This is a genomic window from Xanthomonas phaseoli pv. dieffenbachiae (assembly GCF_008639345.1).
Taxonomy (GTDB): Bacteria; Pseudomonadota; Gammaproteobacteria; order Xanthomonadales; family Xanthomonadaceae; genus Xanthomonas; species Xanthomonas phaseoli.
The window spans coordinates 1,168,271-1,185,373 of the sequence record NZ_CP041380.1 but is presented as its reverse complement, the minus strand read 5'-3'; the positions used below and the strand labels follow the sequence as shown (position 1 = coordinate 1,185,373).

Genomic DNA, 17,103 nt, shown 5'->3' with positions numbered 1-17,103 from the left:
AGCCTAACCGACCAACGCGCCGCAACATCGCACGAAAAACGAGCGCAAGCGCAACGCGGTGTGGCATTCATTGGTTCTTCCATCAGCAGGGGGGCTTGGCTGCAGCACAAGCATTCCTTTCTCCCGGCGGGACATTGCCCCCCTTCATGGGTGAGAAGGTGGCGCAGCGCCGGATGAGGGTACGGGCGCAGATGGCGGTGCCGGCAGCGCTTGATGCATCACAAACAGCGAGGAATAAGACTTCAATCTGCACCAATCCCAGTTGTCGTACCCTCACCCCAACCCCTCTCCCGGCGGGAGAGGGGCTCAGCTGCAGCGCCAACATGCACCTCTGCCGTCTGGAAAAGGGCTTGATCACCTACGCGACAAACGATCCAGGACGCCTGGCACTTCCGGCGGAATCTCGCGCGCCAAAAATCCCACCGTGCCGATCCGCTTTGCGAGCTGTTTGCCAACAGCCGCATGCACGAACACGCCCCATAACGCCGCGGTCAACGCGTCGCTGCCCCGCGCAGCGAAACCTGCAATCAACCCGGCCAAGGTGTCGCCCGAACCCGAGGTGCCCAGCCCGGGCACACCGCCGCGATGCACCCACAACGCACCGTCCGGCCCGGCGATGAAACTGTCCGCGCCCTTGACGATCACCACGCTGCGCATCTTCCGCGCGAAGGTCAGCGCGTACTCGCCGGGCGCCGCTTCCACCGCGGCCTTGTCATCGCCGGCGAGGGTTGCCATTTCGCCGGCATGCGGCGTCAGCACGAATGGGCGCCCGGGCGGCGCACGCAAGCTGCGCACTAACGCACCGGCGTCCAGCACCAAGGTACAGACCGCCTTGGCAGCGGCCAGCTTGACCAGCGCCGTTGTCGTCGTCGTCGAGGCCATGCCCGGCCCGATCACGGCCGCGTCGCAGGCGGCCAGCGCCGCGTCCAACGCACGATGCCCGCGCGTAATCTCGCCCTGCCCGTTCTGCCCCAGCCCCAGCACCAATGCCTCGGGCACCGCCAGGGCCATCGCCGGCGCCACGCTGGCAGCGGTGGCGATCTGCAATTTGCCGGCGCCCGCGCGCAATGCAGCTTCCCCGGCCAGCAACGCCGCACCGGGCACGCGCATCGACCCACCGACCACCAACACGCGCCCCCGCTGCTCCTTGTCGCCGCCGGGCGATGGCAGCGGCATCGCACGCAGTGCGGCAGCGGTCAGCGTGCGAAGGCGTGCGGCGGCCATCAGCGCGCTCCGGCCGGGCGGTCGGATTCGGTGGTCACCGGCTCGTCGGCCAGCTCTGGCGGCACGAACTTGGTGCGCACCAATTGCAGCGATTGCCCATCGGCCGCGGCCGCATATTCGGTGACGCCACAGTTCGGCACATCGCCTTCGCGGTCGATGGCCAGGATGGTGGCCTCGTCCATCCGCTCGATCAGGTAACGGAAGCAGTTGACGATGACCTGGTGCCCCACGATCAGCACACGCGCACCCACATGATTGCGCTGCAGGTCGCCCACGATGCTGCGCAACCGAAAGATCACATCGCACCAACTCTCGCCACCAGGCGGGCGAAAATAGAACTTGCCCACCAGCTTGCGTTGCTCGGCCAGCGCCGGAAACGTCGCCAGGATACCGGCCGTGGTGTAGCGGTCGAGCACGCCGAATTCCTTCTCGCGCAGCCGCTCGTCCACGCTGACCGCATCGGCCGGCTGGCCGAGCGCACGTGCCACCGCAGCGGCGGTTTGTCGCGCGCGCACGTAGGTGGAACTCAGGATCAAGCTCGGCCGCTCGTGTTCGGGCAGCCCAGCCATCCACGCGCCCAATGCCTCGGCCTGGCGCTCGCCCAGTTCCGAGAGCGGCACGTCCGCATCGCGATGCTCCAGGTCGATCAACGTCGCGCCATTGGATTCGGCCACATCGCGCGCCACGTTGCCCGCGCTTTGCCCATGCCGCACCACCCACAAGCGCGCCGGCCACTGCGCCGACACCCCCGCAACCGCACTGTTCTCACTCACACCCATCTCCTGCATCACGTCGGCACCACGTGTCGCACAGCCGCCGTGAACAGCTGGTCGACCATGCCTGCGGCCGTGCGCGGCCGCGCCACCGGTGTCATGCATGAGCCCGCACATCGCACACGCTGCAAGAACCATGCGCCATAGCACAGACCAGCGCCGCTCCAACGGATGCGTAACCCTGGCTCGGTATACTGCAGGCCCCCGACACCTCGCTCGCCCATGTCCAACGTCCTTCAGCTGCGCACCGCAAAACAGCGCGAAGAGCTCCTGGTAGACGACGTATTGGATGCGGCCGAACGCTGCATCGACGAGATCGGCCTTTCGGCCACCAGCTTCGAACTCATCGCCGAACGCACCCGTCTGTCATGCGGCAGCCTGCTGCAGCGCTTCGAAGACAAGGACGCGCTGGTGCGCGCATTGCTCGAGCGCAATTACATGCGCGCCATCCGTCAGATGTGGCTGGTGGAACGCCCGGCCAATGTGCACGTGGTGGACTTCATCGCCGGCCTGCTCGAAGACTGGCTGCTGCAGGAAATCAACATCAAGCGCACCCGCATCGACCTGGAGCTGCACCTGGCCACGCTACGCGACCCGGTGCTGGCCGCCTTCATGCGCCGGCAGAGCGCATCGCTGATCGAACACCTCAGCGCATTGCTCAAGCGTCTGCTCCGCGGCCACACCGACACCGCCAGCAGCGAACAGGAATTCCAGGCCCGCGTGTTCGCCGTTGCCGCCATGTGCGGCGGCCTGCACAGCGTGATGACCAGCGGCATGGAACTCAACCGCATGCATCTGCAGCTGATCCTGCGCGAGAGTTTGTCGGGCATTCTCAAGTCGGCGCCGGTGTAATCCCAAAGCAGCACTGCCCGGCGATTGCGGGCCGCGCCCGGGTATCTTGCAGGCAGGCGCGCTCAATCTGCCGACGACGTGGACGCCTCTTCCGCTGCACGGGCTCTGGCGGCCTGCAGGAGCCGGGCGACCAGACCGTACGCATCGCTGTTGTTGTCAGTGCTGCTCGCTGCTCGCCATAGGTCTGGCGGCAGACGGGAACGTTCTACCATGATGAGGTTCAGCAGATCCCTGGCCAATGCCAGCCGCTCGCCTTCGTCCATGGCAGGACCAGGATGGTCGGCGTCCAATCTGGTCACCATGTCGACCGCCTGATCCAGGCAGGCCTCGGTTGTTCCCAACTCGCTTGCCCGCTGCGCCTTGGTCGGCACGTCGTACCACCGAGCTTGCGCCTCCACGTAACGAGCGGCCATCACATCGGCCAGCCTCATCCCCAAGAATGCGGCCAGCGCTCCCACTGCCTGGCAGCTACTCACCACAGCAAGATTCTTGTAATACTGATCATCGTTGAGATAGCCGTATGCCGCCGCGGCGGGTGCCTGGAGTGCCGCAAACCCTCCGCAGAGTGCGGACCCGGCGGCGCCCACATAAGCCATCGTTCGCCCTAGATTGGCGAGGTGGACGCCACGCGGCGTGCCAGGCGCCCTCAGCGGCGCCTCACGGACCGGCCGCCGCGGCAGGCTCTGGGCCAGCTGCGTATTGGCGTGCGGGTCGCTGGCCGGTGCAGACGGGCCGGCATCTGCCACGGTCGCGTCCTCTTGCTGCTCGCGCCTGGCGCCTCTGCGCGTGGCGGATGTCAACGCTAACGGTTGCATGGTCACCTCTCCGCTTTCGGTGCGCGCCATTGTTCCCCAGCGTGATCGGGCATGACGCATCCGGCCGAAAAACCATTGCCGAACACGAATCAAGCGGCGCTGCGCTTGCCAAAGCGCGCACGCGTTCCAGCCGGCACCAGTGCGTCGCTGCAGGCGAACGAGCCGGGTGGCTGGCGATCGTGTTGACATTGCGCGTCGGCCACACCCGCCGGCGCGATCCCGCCGCCCCGGATGCCAAGACACGCAGCACTGGCGCAACTTCGCCCACGCCTGCACCGCTTCGTGCATTGCTCACTACGCATGCACCACTGCCTCAATGATGATGCCGGTGACGCAGCCGACATCGCCGCTGAGTGGCTCCTGGTTGCAACGGGCTCACGCCAGCTGCCGCATGCCGTGTGTTGCAAGCGAACCGCCAGAGCCACCTCCCCTGATCGTTGACCACACTGGCCTCGACCATGAAACAGATCTCCGGCAACGTCACTCTCCCTTCCACGGCGCTGCGCGCAGACGCAGAGCGCGATGCGCCCGAAACTGCACAGGCGCCCGAGCAGCACACCCCGCCCCATCCCGTCGCAGACCATCCACTCAACCTGCTGGAAAAACGAAGAAGCACCACCGGCGTGCTCGCCGATGAAAATACGCGCCTGGAGGTCGTGGTGCCCCGCCTGCAGGCAGCGTTGGCACCGCACACCTGGTCCTCATCCAGTAGCGACTCGCCAACGACGCCTGTCACCGGCCGCAGCCCCCGTCTGGGCCCGCAGCCCGGCTCACCGACCTGGGCCTGCCTGCTGGAGACGCCGGCGCGCACATCGGCTCTTGCGGGCGCCGACAGCAATGACGCATTCCAGAACTTGCGCAACGCACGGCGTCTGGTCAGCGAGATGCGTCATGCCCGGCAGCACGTCGTGCTGAGCCCGCGTCTGGTGAAATCGCTGACCAGCCGATCCGAACGCCCGGACTTGATTCAGAAGCTCTCGGCGTTGAAGCCCGGCGCCGTGGATGTAGACACTGGTTTTCTCCAGGTGACGCTGGAAAGCGGGAACGCAGGCACTGCAGCAACGCTGCACACACTGCCAACCATCGGCACCGGCGCCTCCGCCTCGACCTACGCGGTTCGGCTGGCCGAAGATCTCTGGCAGGGCGGGCAACATTGCGGCCGCGACTTCATCTTCAAGGCCTTGTTGTGCACGGACCCGCAATGGCCGATCCCACCGACACTGTGCGACCCCGCCACCGTTGCAGACGCACCGACGCTGCAGGAGCGGATCGATGAGCGCAAAGCCATGATCTTCCAGGAGTATCAAATGATCAGGTCGGTCGATGCGGTGCCGTATATCGTCCATGCCCATGGCGTGGTGCAGATCGAACACACCTTCGGAATTTTGCTGGAGAAAATCGACGGCATCAGCGTGCGCAGCATGATTGGCCGCGCACGCACAGCGCTGCAGCAAGGCGCCATCAGCGCAATGGAGTATCTCGGCCTGGCCCGGCAGCTGATGGCCGATGTACTGGTGGGCATCGCCTGCTGCGAAGACGCCGGCATCGTGCATCAGGACATCTCGCACAACAACGTCATGTACGACCAACCCACCAGGATCTTTCGGCTGATCGACATGGGACTCGGCGCAGAAGAAGGCGATCCGAACCGCGGCGGCACACCGGGCTTCTACGACTTGAGCACCCCTGCCAGGCATGCGCGCGACGTCTACAGCGTGGCGCAACTGCTGGTGCATGTGCTCAAGCGCCCCGACTACAACATGGGCATGATCGGGATCAATCGCACCAAGACTGCAGACACCTTCCCCTTCATGGATGCGTTGCAGGCTCTCCCGGCCGACCACAAGCGCACGGTGGTCCACTTCTTCAACAGCATGCTGGACGACGGAACCGGCGAGCGCACCAAGGCAGAGAGACTGCTGCGCGACCCCTTTTTCACCGAACCGCCGCTCCCGCCCCGTGATCGGATGCATCGCACCTTCGAAAAACTGAAGCGCTTGCCTTCTTTTTAGCAGCAATTATTTTTAGCAGCGCCCACGTTACAAGTGAGCGCGAACCGATAGACCATGCAGTGTGTGGTGGCTGGGTCTAGAAGCGCGGGATCGACAGACAAGTGAGGCAAGTGTGCACGCCTGCGAGCAGTCTGAGCGCTGATTCGGGCATTCAATCGGCACCGCTGCTTGCTGCCATACGTAGGCCGATCAATGCGTCCATTCGGCAGTGATCCATACGGCAAAAGATCCAGACGGCACAACACGTCATGGCAATGGATGCGCGCCTTCGATCACAGCGCACTCCACATCGTCCAGCACTCTCCCCACCTGCTCGGCCAGTAGTTCCAGACAAAACGCCAACTCGTCCATGCAGATGGTCGGCTGCCTTGCCTGCTCTTCGGCCTGCGTGCGTGGCTGCGCCAGACGCGCCAAAAAGCGCATATGGTCGCGCAATTGCTGCAGGCGGTATTGCGCGCCTTCCGGCATGTAATAGCCCGGCTGTGACTGCACATCGCGTACAACGTCCGACATGGCCTGCTCCTCATTCCATGGAATCGCCCCCGCCCGCCGCGAGGCGACGGACGGGAAGTCGGGAGGCTCGAAACCGCAAACAGCCGGCGGGCTTATTCCCCTTGCGGGTGTTGTATTCGCCGCCCTCCCGACGCAGGCATCGCGTCGGTTGTGCCTGCAAAACATGCAGGCACAAAAAACCCACCAGTATTTCGGAGGTGGGTACCGCTGTTTGAGGAGTTTCGAGGCTCCGTGCAGCAAGACTGCTACTGAAAAATCCCGACGTCAAGCATGGATATCGAACACTGCTGCGAGCAGGGAAACGCATCATTGGCCAACGGCAACGAGCTCTCCTCGTCGGAGCTCAGACGACTCGTTGCCATCAGCCCGTACCCCGAACGCCACAGGTTCATTTGAACAAGAAAGCTGCCTGTGACTTCGTCACCGCACTGTTACCCGTCGGGACAAGTCCATGATCGCGCATCCAGCCAAGCCAGTTACCCAAGATGTCCGGCGTGAAGCGCTCCTTCGCCTCATGCCAGTTGTTGCGGAACTCGCTGATCAACCACTCGTCATTGGGATGGAGCCCCCCAGCAAGCGCATCGTTCCAGACTGCGTATAGCGTTGCGACAGCCTCCAGATCGTCCGTCTTACGCCCTTCGAATAACGCGATAAGACGATCCAACTCCTTCCGACCAGCGCCAAGTGCGGCAGCCGCCATTTCGACAGAGCGACTGATGTTCGCCCCGACATGATAGGAGACCTTTTCCTGCCCAGATTTCAGCACCTCGATCGAGGCCGAATACAGCCCTTCTTGAGCGGCACGCTCCTCCATTCGATAAATCGACGTATCGAGCGGACCCGCCGCATGGCGACGATATCCATCCATCAAACCCAAGCCAAGATGGGAATCCGCCAAAAACAGCATCTTCATATGTGCCACGCGCCCAAAGGTGCGTTGTGGCGCGAGCTTTGAAATGAGGTAAGCACTGAAATCAACGACCTCGGCACCTGACTTCTTTTCACCACTTAAAGCTTGGCCAATCAATGCATTGGCCAAGTACTCATGTACTTGCCGGGCTTCGCTGAGGCGTGATTTGAGCTGATCACAAAGCGCCATTAGTTGATCGAGTTTGGCGACGATGCGGTGTTGTTCGGCAATTGGTGGCAGCGGCACAGCTATATTTTTAGATTTGGTAACCGAGATATTGTCTTGCCCTGCTGTACCAATAAGAGCGATGTTTTTTAAAAACGAACCTTCCTTCAAAAACGTATAGATGTACTGACGGCTCACTGGCGCAATCAGTCCGAAAAACACTATCGCTTGATTGCAGTTCCACTCAGGAAAAGTATCGGGAATGATCGCGACCTTGCCCAATGGTGGGCCGACAATGTTCATAACCACGTCACCAGGCACCAGAGCGGAGCGCTTCATCTTCCCCCTATGATTCTCAGGACTCACAAATTGTTTTTTGTATTCGAAATCGATTTCTTGGTTCCGAATGTTGTAGACCTTAAGGAACGGTATTCCTTCGTCGTACCGAAATAAATCTGAGGGCGGAGTGGAACCAGAAGATATAGGTCGACATATATCGCCCATGCGTACCCACACCCAGGAAGACGGAGCAGTGAACAGCTCTTCATCAGTGCTTACTGGCTCCAGGTGTGGAGTTTCTTTCATTTTTTTTTCTGCTACTAAGCGCTGCTTCTCGGCCTCGATACTTTTGCAAAGTTCACTAGCCGGCTCATCACTAGGATCTTGAGGCACAAGTTTTCCCATCACCGCCAGTTGCAGCAGAGTTTGCTTGAGGGCGTCGATGCTGGATTCTGTGGTGAACAGGGTGTGGAAGTGCTCGGCCAGGTGCTGCCAGCTTTGCGCAAAGTCCTCGGCATCGGGGGCCTGGGTCAGGCTGTCCAGCAGCGCCTGCACCAGTTGGGCGTGGGCGCTGCCGGCATCGGCCTGCCGAGCTTCCAGCCGGTCGCACAGGGCCATCAGCTCATCGACTTTGGCGACGATGCGGTATTGTTCGGCGAGTGGCGGCAGTGGGCAGAGTGTTTCATTTGCTCTGGCGATAGTGAGCGTGTGTACTGTCGTACCCATGCTCTCAGCGTGAATTTTCTCTATCCATAGCGGAGAAACGAAGTACTTAAGAAGATAGCCTGAATTATCCGCTATATGATTTTTGAAAATCAGGACGCTGGCATCCTTAAAGTAAAAACGATCTGTTTTCTGTACGCGGTATGGGACACCAATTGTCCCTACACCTGTCAGCATTATGTCTCCTACTTTCGGCGCTGACTCTCCTGTGGAAAGCTCTTGATATAGAGCCTCCGAAATAAATAATTCGTTTTCGACAAAACCATCTTTGGATAGCCGAACTATTTCCCGGGCACGGTAGAAAGGAATACCGCTAGTTTGCCAGTCTTTCTGGTGTACACGCGAACTAGACCCGACTAAACCCAACTCTCCAAGACGCGTCCACGCCCAGTTGGTAGGCACTTCAAACGGTGTCTCTTCTTCGCCAATCTCGGCAAGTGGCTTCTGCTTCTTGATCTTCCCCTCAGCCACCAACCGCGCTTTTTCCTCCGCAATCCGCTTCAGCAGCTCACTCGCCGGCTCATCATTCGGATCTTGCGGCACCAGCTTGCCACGCACCGCCAGCTCCAGAATCAGCTCGCGCAGCTTCTTGATACCATTGGGCGCGCCTGCCAGCAGCGGCAGATTGCGGGTAAGCAGCGTCGTCATACCCGGCGCTCCAGCGCTTCGGCCAGCACAGCCTTGAGCTGGTCACGCAACCCGTCAATCTCGCCTTGCAGGGCGGCATAGCCGCGCAGCAGCTCGTCCGGGTTGTGGCTGATCTGCTCGCCCACATGCGGGTTCTTGCTGTCGAGGTTCCAGTTGCGGCTTTGCAGTTCGTCGAAGCTGACCTTCCAGGCGAACTCATTTTCCTGGCGAGCAGCAAAGCCATCGGCCTCGCTGCCCCACCAGGCTTCCTCAACGGCGAACTCCTCGACGCGCATGGGCTTGGTCTTGGAGTAACTCTTGTAGCCAGCCGGGTACTGGTGCTCGTAGAACCACACATCCTTGGTGGGCGTGCCCTTGGTGAAGAACAGCAGGTTGGTCTTGATGCCGGTGTAGGGGTTGAACACGCCATTGGGCAGGCGAACGACGGTGTGCAGGTTGCACTCGGTGAGCAGCTTTTCCTTGATGCGGCTCTTGATGCCTTCGCCAAAGAGGAAGCCATCGGGCAGCACCACGGCGGCGCGGCCACCGTCCTTGAGCAGGTGCATGATCAGCACCAGGAACAGGTCGGCGGTTTCACGGGTGCGGAAGGCAGCGGGGAAGTTGCTTTCGATGCCGTCTTCTTCCATGCCGCCGAATGGTGGATTGGCGACAATGCAGTCGACCCGCTCGCCCGGCCCCCAGCTGATCAGCGGGCGCGCCAGGGTGTTGTCGTGCTTGATCTGGCTGGGCACCTCGATGCCGTGCAGCACCATGTTAGTGGTAGCCAGCAGGTGCGGCAGCGGCTTCTTCTCCACGCCGAAGATGCTGGCCTGCAGGATGGCCTCGTCCTCGGCGGTGCGCACATAGCGCTGGCGCTTGTGCTCGATGGCGCAGGTGAGGAAGCCGCCGGTGCCACAGGCCGGGTCCATGACCTTTTCATGCAGCTTGGGGTCGACCATGCGCACCATGAACTCGGTGACCGGGCGCGGCGTATAGAACTCGCCTGCATTACCGGCGCTCTGCAGGTCGCGCAGCAGCTGCTCGTACATGTCGCCGAACGCATGGCGTTCCTGCGCCTTGTTGAAGTCCACGCCGCTCTGGATCTTGTTGAGTACCTGGCGGATCAGCTGCCCGGACTTCATGTAGTTGTAGGCGTCCTGGAACACATCGCGCACGACAAAGCCCAGCGGCTTGCTATGGCGCGGCGTCAGATCACGCAGCTCGGGAAACAGGTCGATATCGATGAAGTTCTTCAGCTCATCACCGGTGATCCCTTCCGGATTGGCTGCCCAATTGCGCCAACGCAGGCGCTGTGGCAACGGCGAACGGTAGTCCTCGTGGATGAGCTCCCATTCCTGCTCACGGTCATCAAGAATTTTGAGGAACAACATCCACACCAGCTGGCCGATGCGCTGCGCGTCTCCGTCGACGCCGGAGTCCTTGCGCATGATGTCCTGGATGGATTTGATGGTGCTGCTGATCGACATCGTGTTACCTGTTGAAGGATGCAAGTGCGTCCAGCCGCGTGAAGATCAACTCCTCGCGCTGGCGGTTGTTGTTGGAAGTGGCCCGAACGGCATAGTTGAAGTCGCGGTGGCGCAGGAGTTCGGCGATCCCCTGTGCGATATCCAACTGCAATGCCGTGGACGCCTGCGCGACCTCATCGCACAGGGTGGCGCGGCCATCCACGACATTGAGGATGTCCTCGACATCCCGGCTGGCCAATGGATCGCGGTTGCCGCGACCCCGGTAGGCCTCCAGCTTGGTGCCCAGAAAATAGGCTGGAGCGACCACGCGGATTGTCACACCTGACGGCAGTGCGTGATCGTACGCCTCACGCAGCGCATCGGCGTACCAGCGATTGCTGAAGCCGAGGACGACAGCGTCATCAGGCATGAAATCGACGATCAGTTCGCTGGCATGTTGATCGCGCAGGCGGGTACGGCAGACGACGTCGTCGTTGGGCGAGGTGCGAAAGCCCTTACCGGCCAGCACCTGCTGCAGACGGTACCAACTGCCCAAGCCCATGACGTGCACGATCAAGTCGACGTCTTCGGTAAAGCGAACAGCTTCCCGGCTGACCGCGTCTGTCATCAGCAGACCGGTGGTGCAGCCACCGACGAAGGCAACTTCCGGCAGCAGATCCGGCCCAAGCGCTTCGGCCACGCGTGCCAGCATGTGCTGCTGGATATCCCAGTTTCCAGGCGTGCCCATCACGGTACCTCCCGCAGGTATTGGGTCAGCACACTGCCGGCAAGCGCCGACTCACGCTCACGCCCCAGCCGGATCGCGTCCACCAGCGCCAGCATGGCGTACAGCTCCGCATCGCGACGTACGGCACGCGGCACGCTCTTGTAGAGCGGCACCACGCGCTGGCCCTGCTCGCTGCCGTAGCCGTCCTCCCAGACGTAGATGTGTTCGCCTGCGGACAACAGGCGATCGACCAGCACTGGCGCCGCGTGTGCCGTGGGAATGCCGCGGACAATCGGGCCCGGGCGCGCCGGAAACACATACTTCAGCCCGTTCAACACAAAGCCCAGCAGCGCGCGCGTGTTGGCGCGCGGGATGCCACTGCCGCGCTCGGCCAGCACCAGCCCCACGTCGGCGCAACGCCGGAGCGCCTGACTGACTTCCGATTTGCTGATGCCGGTGGATTCCTCAAGGCCGCGCACGGAGAAGGCATCTTCGGCCAAGCCTGCCGCCATCTCATCCTCCTGAGCCGCCGACACGGCCCAGCCACGCCAGTCATCAGGAATGCCGAGCGCTGCTTTCTCGCCGCTCACAGGGACCAATTGTTGGCGCTCAAGGCTGACCAGCTTCAGCAAGAGCAGGATGTCTTGACTTTTCATGAGTAACGGAAATGGCCCGTCCCCCGTCCTGAAACAGAGGACAAGAATACTATGGAACGCAGGTCAGGCAACGTCCGCACTGCTATATAGCTGGCTTTCCAGGTCCAGGATGGCGCGCTGGTAATTCGTCTTGCCGCCAAAGGCCGCCACAAGTTCGACCGGTGCTCCAAGGGCACGAAACGGATCGAGCTGCAGGATCCTGATGTCCTCGATGTGCTCCACCCCGGTGTCGGCGTACTTGTCCAACAAGCCTTCGAGCACTTGCCGCGCCTTGCCCTGATACCTGGCGAAGTAATTGCGCTTGCGCACACCCTCCGCTCGCTCCCTGCGCGACAGCGGCGGTTGATCGAAGGCCACGTGACAGATCAGATCGAACGGATCGAGCGACTGACCGAGCTTCTTCTCGACCTCGCCGGCCAGTTCCTCCCAAAGCACGCCCTGCGTAGCCAGCTCATCGATTATGGCCTTCTTCTGCTGGGCATCGCTCCAGCGCCGCAGGAAGTCATCGAGCGACGCAAACTGGCGCAGGACGCGCTCGCGGGTATAGTCGCGCAGCGACTCAGTGATGAGCTTGCCATCGGACCCGTAATACAGGACGCGCTCGGCCACGACCGATACCGGCAGTTTGTCGATGACGTATTTGATGCGCTTCGGCCCATCTTCACCGCCAGTGGTGACGTCATCACCGCCCTCTGGAGGATCGACGATCCCACCGCCGTCGCCACCGCCGTCGCCACCGTCGCCGCCCCCGATCTCAGGCGGTACCGGACTGTCATTGGGCGAGGGGTTGTAGATCACCTCGGGGTCTCCATCGAATGATGGATCAGCGAACAGTTCGGTCGCCTTCTTGAAATCCATGATGGTGAACCAGTACTTGCCGTAATCCTCATTGATACGGGTCCCGCGACCGATGATCTGCTTGAACTCGGTCATCGACCTGATGTGCTGGTCCAGCACGACGAGCGTGCAGGTTTGCGCGTCAACGCCGGTTGTCATCAGCTTGCTGGTGGTCGCGATGACGGGGTAACGCATTTCAGGATTGATGAAATTGTCCAGTTCGGCCTTTCCCTCGTTGTCATCGCCGGTGATGCGCATGACGTACTTGCGATTTTCCGCGACACGCTTTGGATTGAGATTCACCAAGGCCTGGCGCATACGCTCGGCATGATCGATGTCGTCGCAGAACACAATGGTCTTCTGGAATGGACCGGTGGCAGTGAGGAATTCGGTGACTTTCTGCGCGACCAGATACGTCCGCGCTTCGACCACAAGCTGGCGATCCATATCCCGCAGGTTGTAGATGCGATCTTCGATCAACTCGCCGTTTTTGTCGCGCATCCCTTTAGGTGGCCGCCAGCCCTGCAGATCGACATCGAAGTCGATGCGCACCACTTTGTACGGTGCCAGGAAGCCGTCATCGATGCCCTGCTTCAGCGTGTAGCTGTAGACGGGTTCTCCAAAGTAAGTACTGCTAGAGACTTCCTTGGTCTCCTTTGGCGTTGCGGTCAAACCGATATGCGTGGCACCAGAGAAATACTCCAGGATCTCCCGCCACGCAGAATCCTCGGCCGCGCTGCCACGATGGCATTCATCGATGACGACAAGATCAAAGAATTCCCGAGAGAACTGCTTGTAGATGTTCTTGACGTCCTCTACGCCGGTTACCGCCTGGTACAGCGACAGGTAGATCTCGTAAGACGTATCAATCTGGCGCTTGGTGATCTTGGTCATCGCCGTGCCGAACGGCTTGAAATCGTTGTTTTTTGTCTGATCGACCAAGATGTTGCGATCAGCCAGGAACAAGATGCGCTTCTTCTGGCGCGACTTCCAAAGCCGCCAAATGATCTGGAAAGCGGTATAGGTTTTGCCGGTTCCGGTGGCCATCACCAGCAGGATGCGGTTTTGACCATTGGCCACAGCTTCGATCGTTCGATTGATCGCATTGATCTGGTAGTAGCGCGGCGAGCGACTGCTGCCATCATCGTAATACGGGGACTCGACCACCTGCCGCGCGTCCTCACCAAGCCCCTTCCAGATGCAATAGCGACGCCAAAGTTCCTCTGGCGAGGGAAACTGGTCCAACGTTAATTCGGATTCGATCTTGTCGCCGGTCGCGGTTCTATCATGGAAAAGGAATCCGTCGCCGTTGCTCGAGAACACAAACGGAACATCCAGCGCATCTGCATATCCCAGTGCCTGTTGCATACCGGAACCAACGGTATGCCTGTTGTCCTTTGCCTCGATCACGGCCAAAGGAAGATTGGCTCGGTGGTATAGCACGACGTCGGCACGACGCGCCAACCCCCGGCTGTGCAGCTTGCCGCGAACTACGACACGCCCCTTGGTAAAAGCGACCTCTTCGCGCACCTGGAAATCCAGATCCCAGCCCGCGGCGACGATCGAGGGAATGATGAATTTCGTGCAGATATCGCGCTCGGTTAACGACGACTTGTCCATCCAATCCCCTGTGTCTCCATCTTCCCGCAATTGGCGACGCGCCCCGAGGCACAGACGCCACTTCTCGATTGACTCGCCGCCTAATGATAGTCGTCTTCACGCTGATGCCTGACTGCGAAAGATGCCTGACTGCTAAAACGGTGACGACTTGATCGCTTTCAATCTCAAACAACAGGACGTAACGCTGGCGCCGAAACCGATCACCAACTCGCGCAAGAACGAATCTGACACTCCCGCTTTGCGGCAGCTCACACCATCGAAAGCCTTCTGCCCACCCGCTACCTGCACTACCCGCGCAACGCCGCCCGAATCCCCTCCCCCGCCAACCGCGCACTCGCCAACAGACGCTCCAGGCTCTGCCCATGCCGGGCGCTGGCGGACAGGCCGGCCATGGTGGTGCTGACGAAATCGGCCAGCCGGTCTGCGTCGTGCGGGCACTGCTGGGCGATGTGGGAGCGGATCAACGCCTGGGCGGCGACATGAAAGCCGCAGGCGGCCTCGCGCGCCTGCGCGTCGTTGCTGCGCGTGCCCTCCAGCACCAGGCAGCCGGTGGCGGCGGGGTCTGCGGCGTAGCAGCGGGCGGCGTGCTCCAGTACATCGGCCAGCGCGTCGGCCAGCGGTCGGTCGGCGTCCAGGAGTTGCGGCAGCGGGATCGCGCCGGTCTGCGCATAGCGGTCGAGGATGCGCGCGTACAGGCCGGCCTTGCTGCCGAAGGCGGCGTAGAAACTGGGTGGGTTGATGCCCAGCGCCGCGGTGAGATCGGCCACGCTCAATGCGTCGTAGCCGCTTGCATGGAACAGCCGCTGCGCGGTGGCGACCGCTTGCTCCGCGTCGAACGCCCGCGGCCGGCCGCGGGCCCGTGAGATTTCTGTAGTCATTGTTACAAAACCCTTGACGGCAACCGAAATCTATTATGTATTACTCGCTATATTAATAGCGAGGTAGGTACATGTCAGCGTTCAAGAACAAGTCGGTGTTGGTGCTTGGTGGCAGCCGGGGAATTGGGGCCGCGATCGTGCGGCGCTTCGTGGCCGAAGGTGCGCGAGTGACGTTTACCTATGCTGGCTCTGCCGAGGCGGCGCAGCGCCTGGCCGGCGAAACCGGCAGCACCGCGGTGCTGGCAGACAGCGCCGATCGCGATGCGGTCATCGCCACGGTGCGCCGCAGCGGGCCGCTGGATGTGCTGGTGGTGAACTCCGGCATTGCGTTGTTCGGCGATGCGCTGGACCAGGATCCGGACGCGGTCGACCGGCTGTTCCGCATCAACGTGCACGCGCCCTACCACGCCGCTGTCGAGGCCGCGCGGCAGATGCCATCGGGTGGCCGCATCATCGTCATCGGCTCGGTCAACGGCGACCGCATGCCGCTGCCCGGCATGGCCTCTTACGCGCTAAGCAAATCCGCGCTGCAAGGGCTGGCCCGCGGGCTGGCGCGCGACTTCGGGCCGCGCGGCATCACCATCAACGTGGTGCAACCCGGCCCGATCGATACCGACGCCAATCCGGAAAACGGACCGATGAAAGACCTGATGCACAGCTTCATGGCGATCAAGCGCCACGGCCGCGCCGAGGAAGTGGCTGGCATGGTGGCCTGGCTGGCGGGCCCGGAAGCGAGCTTTGTGACTGGCGCGATGCATACGATCGACGGTGCGTTCGGGGCATGACGCGGCCACATTTGTACTGATGGCACTGCAGCTCTCCACGTCGTGCAGCCCACGCCTCTGGACGACACCCAAAGGGACCTCGCTGCAGTTGGATCGACACATCGGCGAAGGAGTACTGACCTCGATCAGCGCGTTACGGCAACGGGCTAACACGCCATTCCCACGACAGATGGCGGCAAATGCCATCCTTCAGCACATATAGCGAGCTGCCGCTGCACGGCCGACCTTGTGTCCGCGCGTATCTCCTGCTGGCAGTGCGCCGCATTCCGATGTCATGCGGCGCACTGCACGTGCACTAACTGGGCTTGCTGTCGCCTTGATCGTGATTTGCCTATAGTTCGGGACGAACCCTGCAATGGATTGACCAATGTACATGATGTCATCCGGCCGATCCCTGGCCCTTGCACTCGCCATCGCCGTGACCGGCAGTGCATGTGCACGGACGCCATCACCCGAACATAAAAGGACTTCCCCCATGTCGGACACCGTCACCACCGGTCGCACCATCAACGGGCATACCTATTCGGACGCTCCGGTTGACGTAAAGCTGGGGCCGAATACCTTCCGCATCCCCGCCAACTACCTGGACAGCCAGATCGCACCATGGCCGGGCGAAGGCGTGACGCTTGTCATCGAGTGGCCGGATATGACCCCCACGCCGCCTGGCGCACGGGCCAACCCGCGTACGAATGATTTCCGGAAGGAAATCCATGCCTCGGTTGACTATGTCGACCGCGTCCCCATCGAGGCATTGCTGGCACGCTACTCATCCAATGAAGCAATCACCGAGCCTGATTCGGTCGAACGAGGTGATCCCGTCGACAGACTCGATCTGCGTATTGCACAGCCTGAAACACTCGGATTGACGCCGTATGCCATCGATGAAGAAAAGATGGCGGTGTACGTTAAAGCGTACGAGGCCCGCTACAGCAAACCTCCGACACGCAACCCCGCGTTTGAGGACGATTGGTATGTCGCGCGCGATTCCGGCGGCAATCTCACCACTTTCATCAAGTGCGATAGCGTCAAGTTTCGTAAGGACGGCATCCGGCTTGAGGGCGACCAAGTCATTGACGAAGAAGGGCCAGTTGTCGCCGGATGCACGCACTACCTTGTGGATGTCGAGAATAAACTATCCATCACGCTCAACTACCATCGCGCGTTTCTAAGGGACTGGAAACGTATGGAAAAAGCGATTCGGGACGTTTTGGCACGCACTAAAGTTGGGTGATCCAGACTTT

General features: G+C 61.3%; 14 protein-coding genes. 4 read left to right on the top strand and 10 right to left on the bottom strand.

Annotated elements, in window-relative coordinates; genetic code table 11:
- Positions 1 to 354: 354 nt before the first annotated feature.
- Complete coding sequence (locus FLG15_RS05545; protein WP_057679929.1) at positions 355 to 1,224, bottom strand: NAD(P)H-hydrate dehydratase; 870 nt, start codon at positions 1,222 to 1,224, stop codon at positions 355 to 357.
- Positions 1,224 to 2,003, bottom strand: coding sequence for a histidine phosphatase family protein (locus tag FLG15_RS05540; protein ID WP_017157920.1), 780 nt, complete (start codon positions 2,001 to 2,003; stop codon positions 1,224 to 1,226). The genes FLG15_RS05545 and FLG15_RS05540 overlap by 1 nt, the downstream gene beginning before the upstream one ends.
- Before the next feature lie 216 nt (positions 2,004 to 2,219).
- On the opposite strand from FLG15_RS05540, the gene FLG15_RS05535 reads away from it, so the two are divergent.
- Positions 2,220 to 2,849 (top strand): TetR/AcrR family transcriptional regulator, encoded by a 630-nt coding sequence (locus FLG15_RS05535; protein ID WP_025981762.1) that lies wholly within the window; start codon positions 2,220 to 2,222, stop codon positions 2,847 to 2,849.
- A 62-nt stretch (positions 2,850 to 2,911) separates the two neighbouring features.
- Here FLG15_RS05535 and xopAV read toward each other — a convergent pair whose 3' ends face one another.
- The gene (gene xopAV, locus FLG15_RS05530; RefSeq protein WP_057679928.1) at positions 2,912 to 3,694 is read right to left on the bottom strand and encodes a type III secretion system effector XopAV; all 783 of its coding nucleotides are present in this window, start codon (positions 3,692 to 3,694) and stop codon (positions 2,912 to 2,914) included.
- A gap of 407 nt (positions 3,695 to 4,101) precedes the next feature.
- Here xopAV and xopAU point away from each other — a divergent pair, with 407 nt between their 5' ends.
- Positions 4,102 to 5,676, top strand: coding sequence for a serine/threonine protein kinase (xopAU, locus tag FLG15_RS05520; protein WP_150145649.1), 1,575 nt, complete (start codon positions 4,102 to 4,104; stop codon positions 5,674 to 5,676).
- Positions 5,677 to 5,922: 246 nt separating this feature from the next.
- Here xopAU and FLG15_RS05515 read toward each other — a convergent pair whose 3' ends face one another.
- The 7 genes from FLG15_RS05515 to FLG15_RS05480 form a co-directional block, all read right to left on the bottom strand.
- Entirely contained in the window at positions 5,923 to 6,189 is a 267-nt protein-coding gene (locus FLG15_RS05515; RefSeq protein WP_150147569.1) for an XAC0095 family protein, read from the bottom strand.
- 388 nt (positions 6,190 to 6,577) lie between these two features.
- A complete protein-coding gene (locus tag FLG15_RS05510; RefSeq protein WP_057679218.1) occupies positions 6,578 to 8,914 on the bottom strand; it encodes a restriction endonuclease subunit S in 2,337 nt (778 codons plus the stop codon).
- The gene (locus FLG15_RS05505; RefSeq protein WP_057679219.1) at positions 8,911 to 10,380 is read right to left on the bottom strand and encodes a type I restriction-modification system subunit M; all 1,470 of its coding nucleotides are present in this window, start codon (positions 10,378 to 10,380) and stop codon (positions 8,911 to 8,913) included. The genes FLG15_RS05510 and FLG15_RS05505 overlap by 4 nt, the downstream gene beginning before the upstream one ends.
- 4 nt (positions 10,381 to 10,384) lie before the next feature.
- Positions 10,385 to 11,059 (bottom strand): nucleotidyl transferase AbiEii/AbiGii toxin family protein, encoded by a 675-nt coding sequence (locus FLG15_RS05500; RefSeq protein WP_342344114.1) that lies wholly within the window; start codon positions 11,057 to 11,059, stop codon positions 10,385 to 10,387.
- 47 nt (positions 11,060 to 11,106) lie between these two features.
- The gene (locus tag FLG15_RS05495) at positions 11,107 to 11,742 is read right to left on the bottom strand and encodes a transcriptional regulator (protein WP_150145645.1); all 636 of its coding nucleotides are present in this window, start codon (positions 11,740 to 11,742) and stop codon (positions 11,107 to 11,109) included.
- Positions 11,743 to 11,805: 63 nt separating this feature from the next.
- Positions 11,806 to 14,199 carry an EcoAI/FtnUII family type I restriction enzme subunit R gene (gene hsdR / locus FLG15_RS05490; RefSeq protein ID WP_057679222.1) on the bottom strand — a complete coding sequence of 798 codons (2,394 nt, stop codon included), beginning with the start codon at positions 14,197 to 14,199 and terminating at the stop codon, positions 11,806 to 11,808.
- Positions 14,200 to 14,486: 287 nt separating this feature from the next.
- Positions 14,487 to 15,077 carry a TetR/AcrR family transcriptional regulator gene (locus tag FLG15_RS05480; protein WP_057679223.1) on the bottom strand — a complete coding sequence of 197 codons (591 nt, stop codon included), beginning with the start codon at positions 15,075 to 15,077 and terminating at the stop codon, positions 14,487 to 14,489.
- A 71-nt stretch (positions 15,078 to 15,148) separates the two neighbouring features.
- Here FLG15_RS05480 and bdcA point away from each other — a divergent pair, with 71 nt between their 5' ends.
- Positions 15,149 to 15,862 carry an SDR family oxidoreductase gene (bdcA, locus tag FLG15_RS05475; protein ID WP_017154930.1) on the top strand — a complete coding sequence of 238 codons (714 nt, stop codon included), beginning with the start codon at positions 15,149 to 15,151 and terminating at the stop codon, positions 15,860 to 15,862.
- Positions 15,863 to 16,229: 367 nt separating this feature from the next.
- Complete coding sequence (locus tag FLG15_RS05465; RefSeq protein ID WP_057679224.1) at positions 16,230 to 17,093, top strand: Smlt3025 familytype IV secretion system inhibitor; 864 nt, start codon at positions 16,230 to 16,232, stop codon at positions 17,091 to 17,093.
- The last annotated feature ends 10 nt before the right edge of the window (positions 17,094 to 17,103 follow it).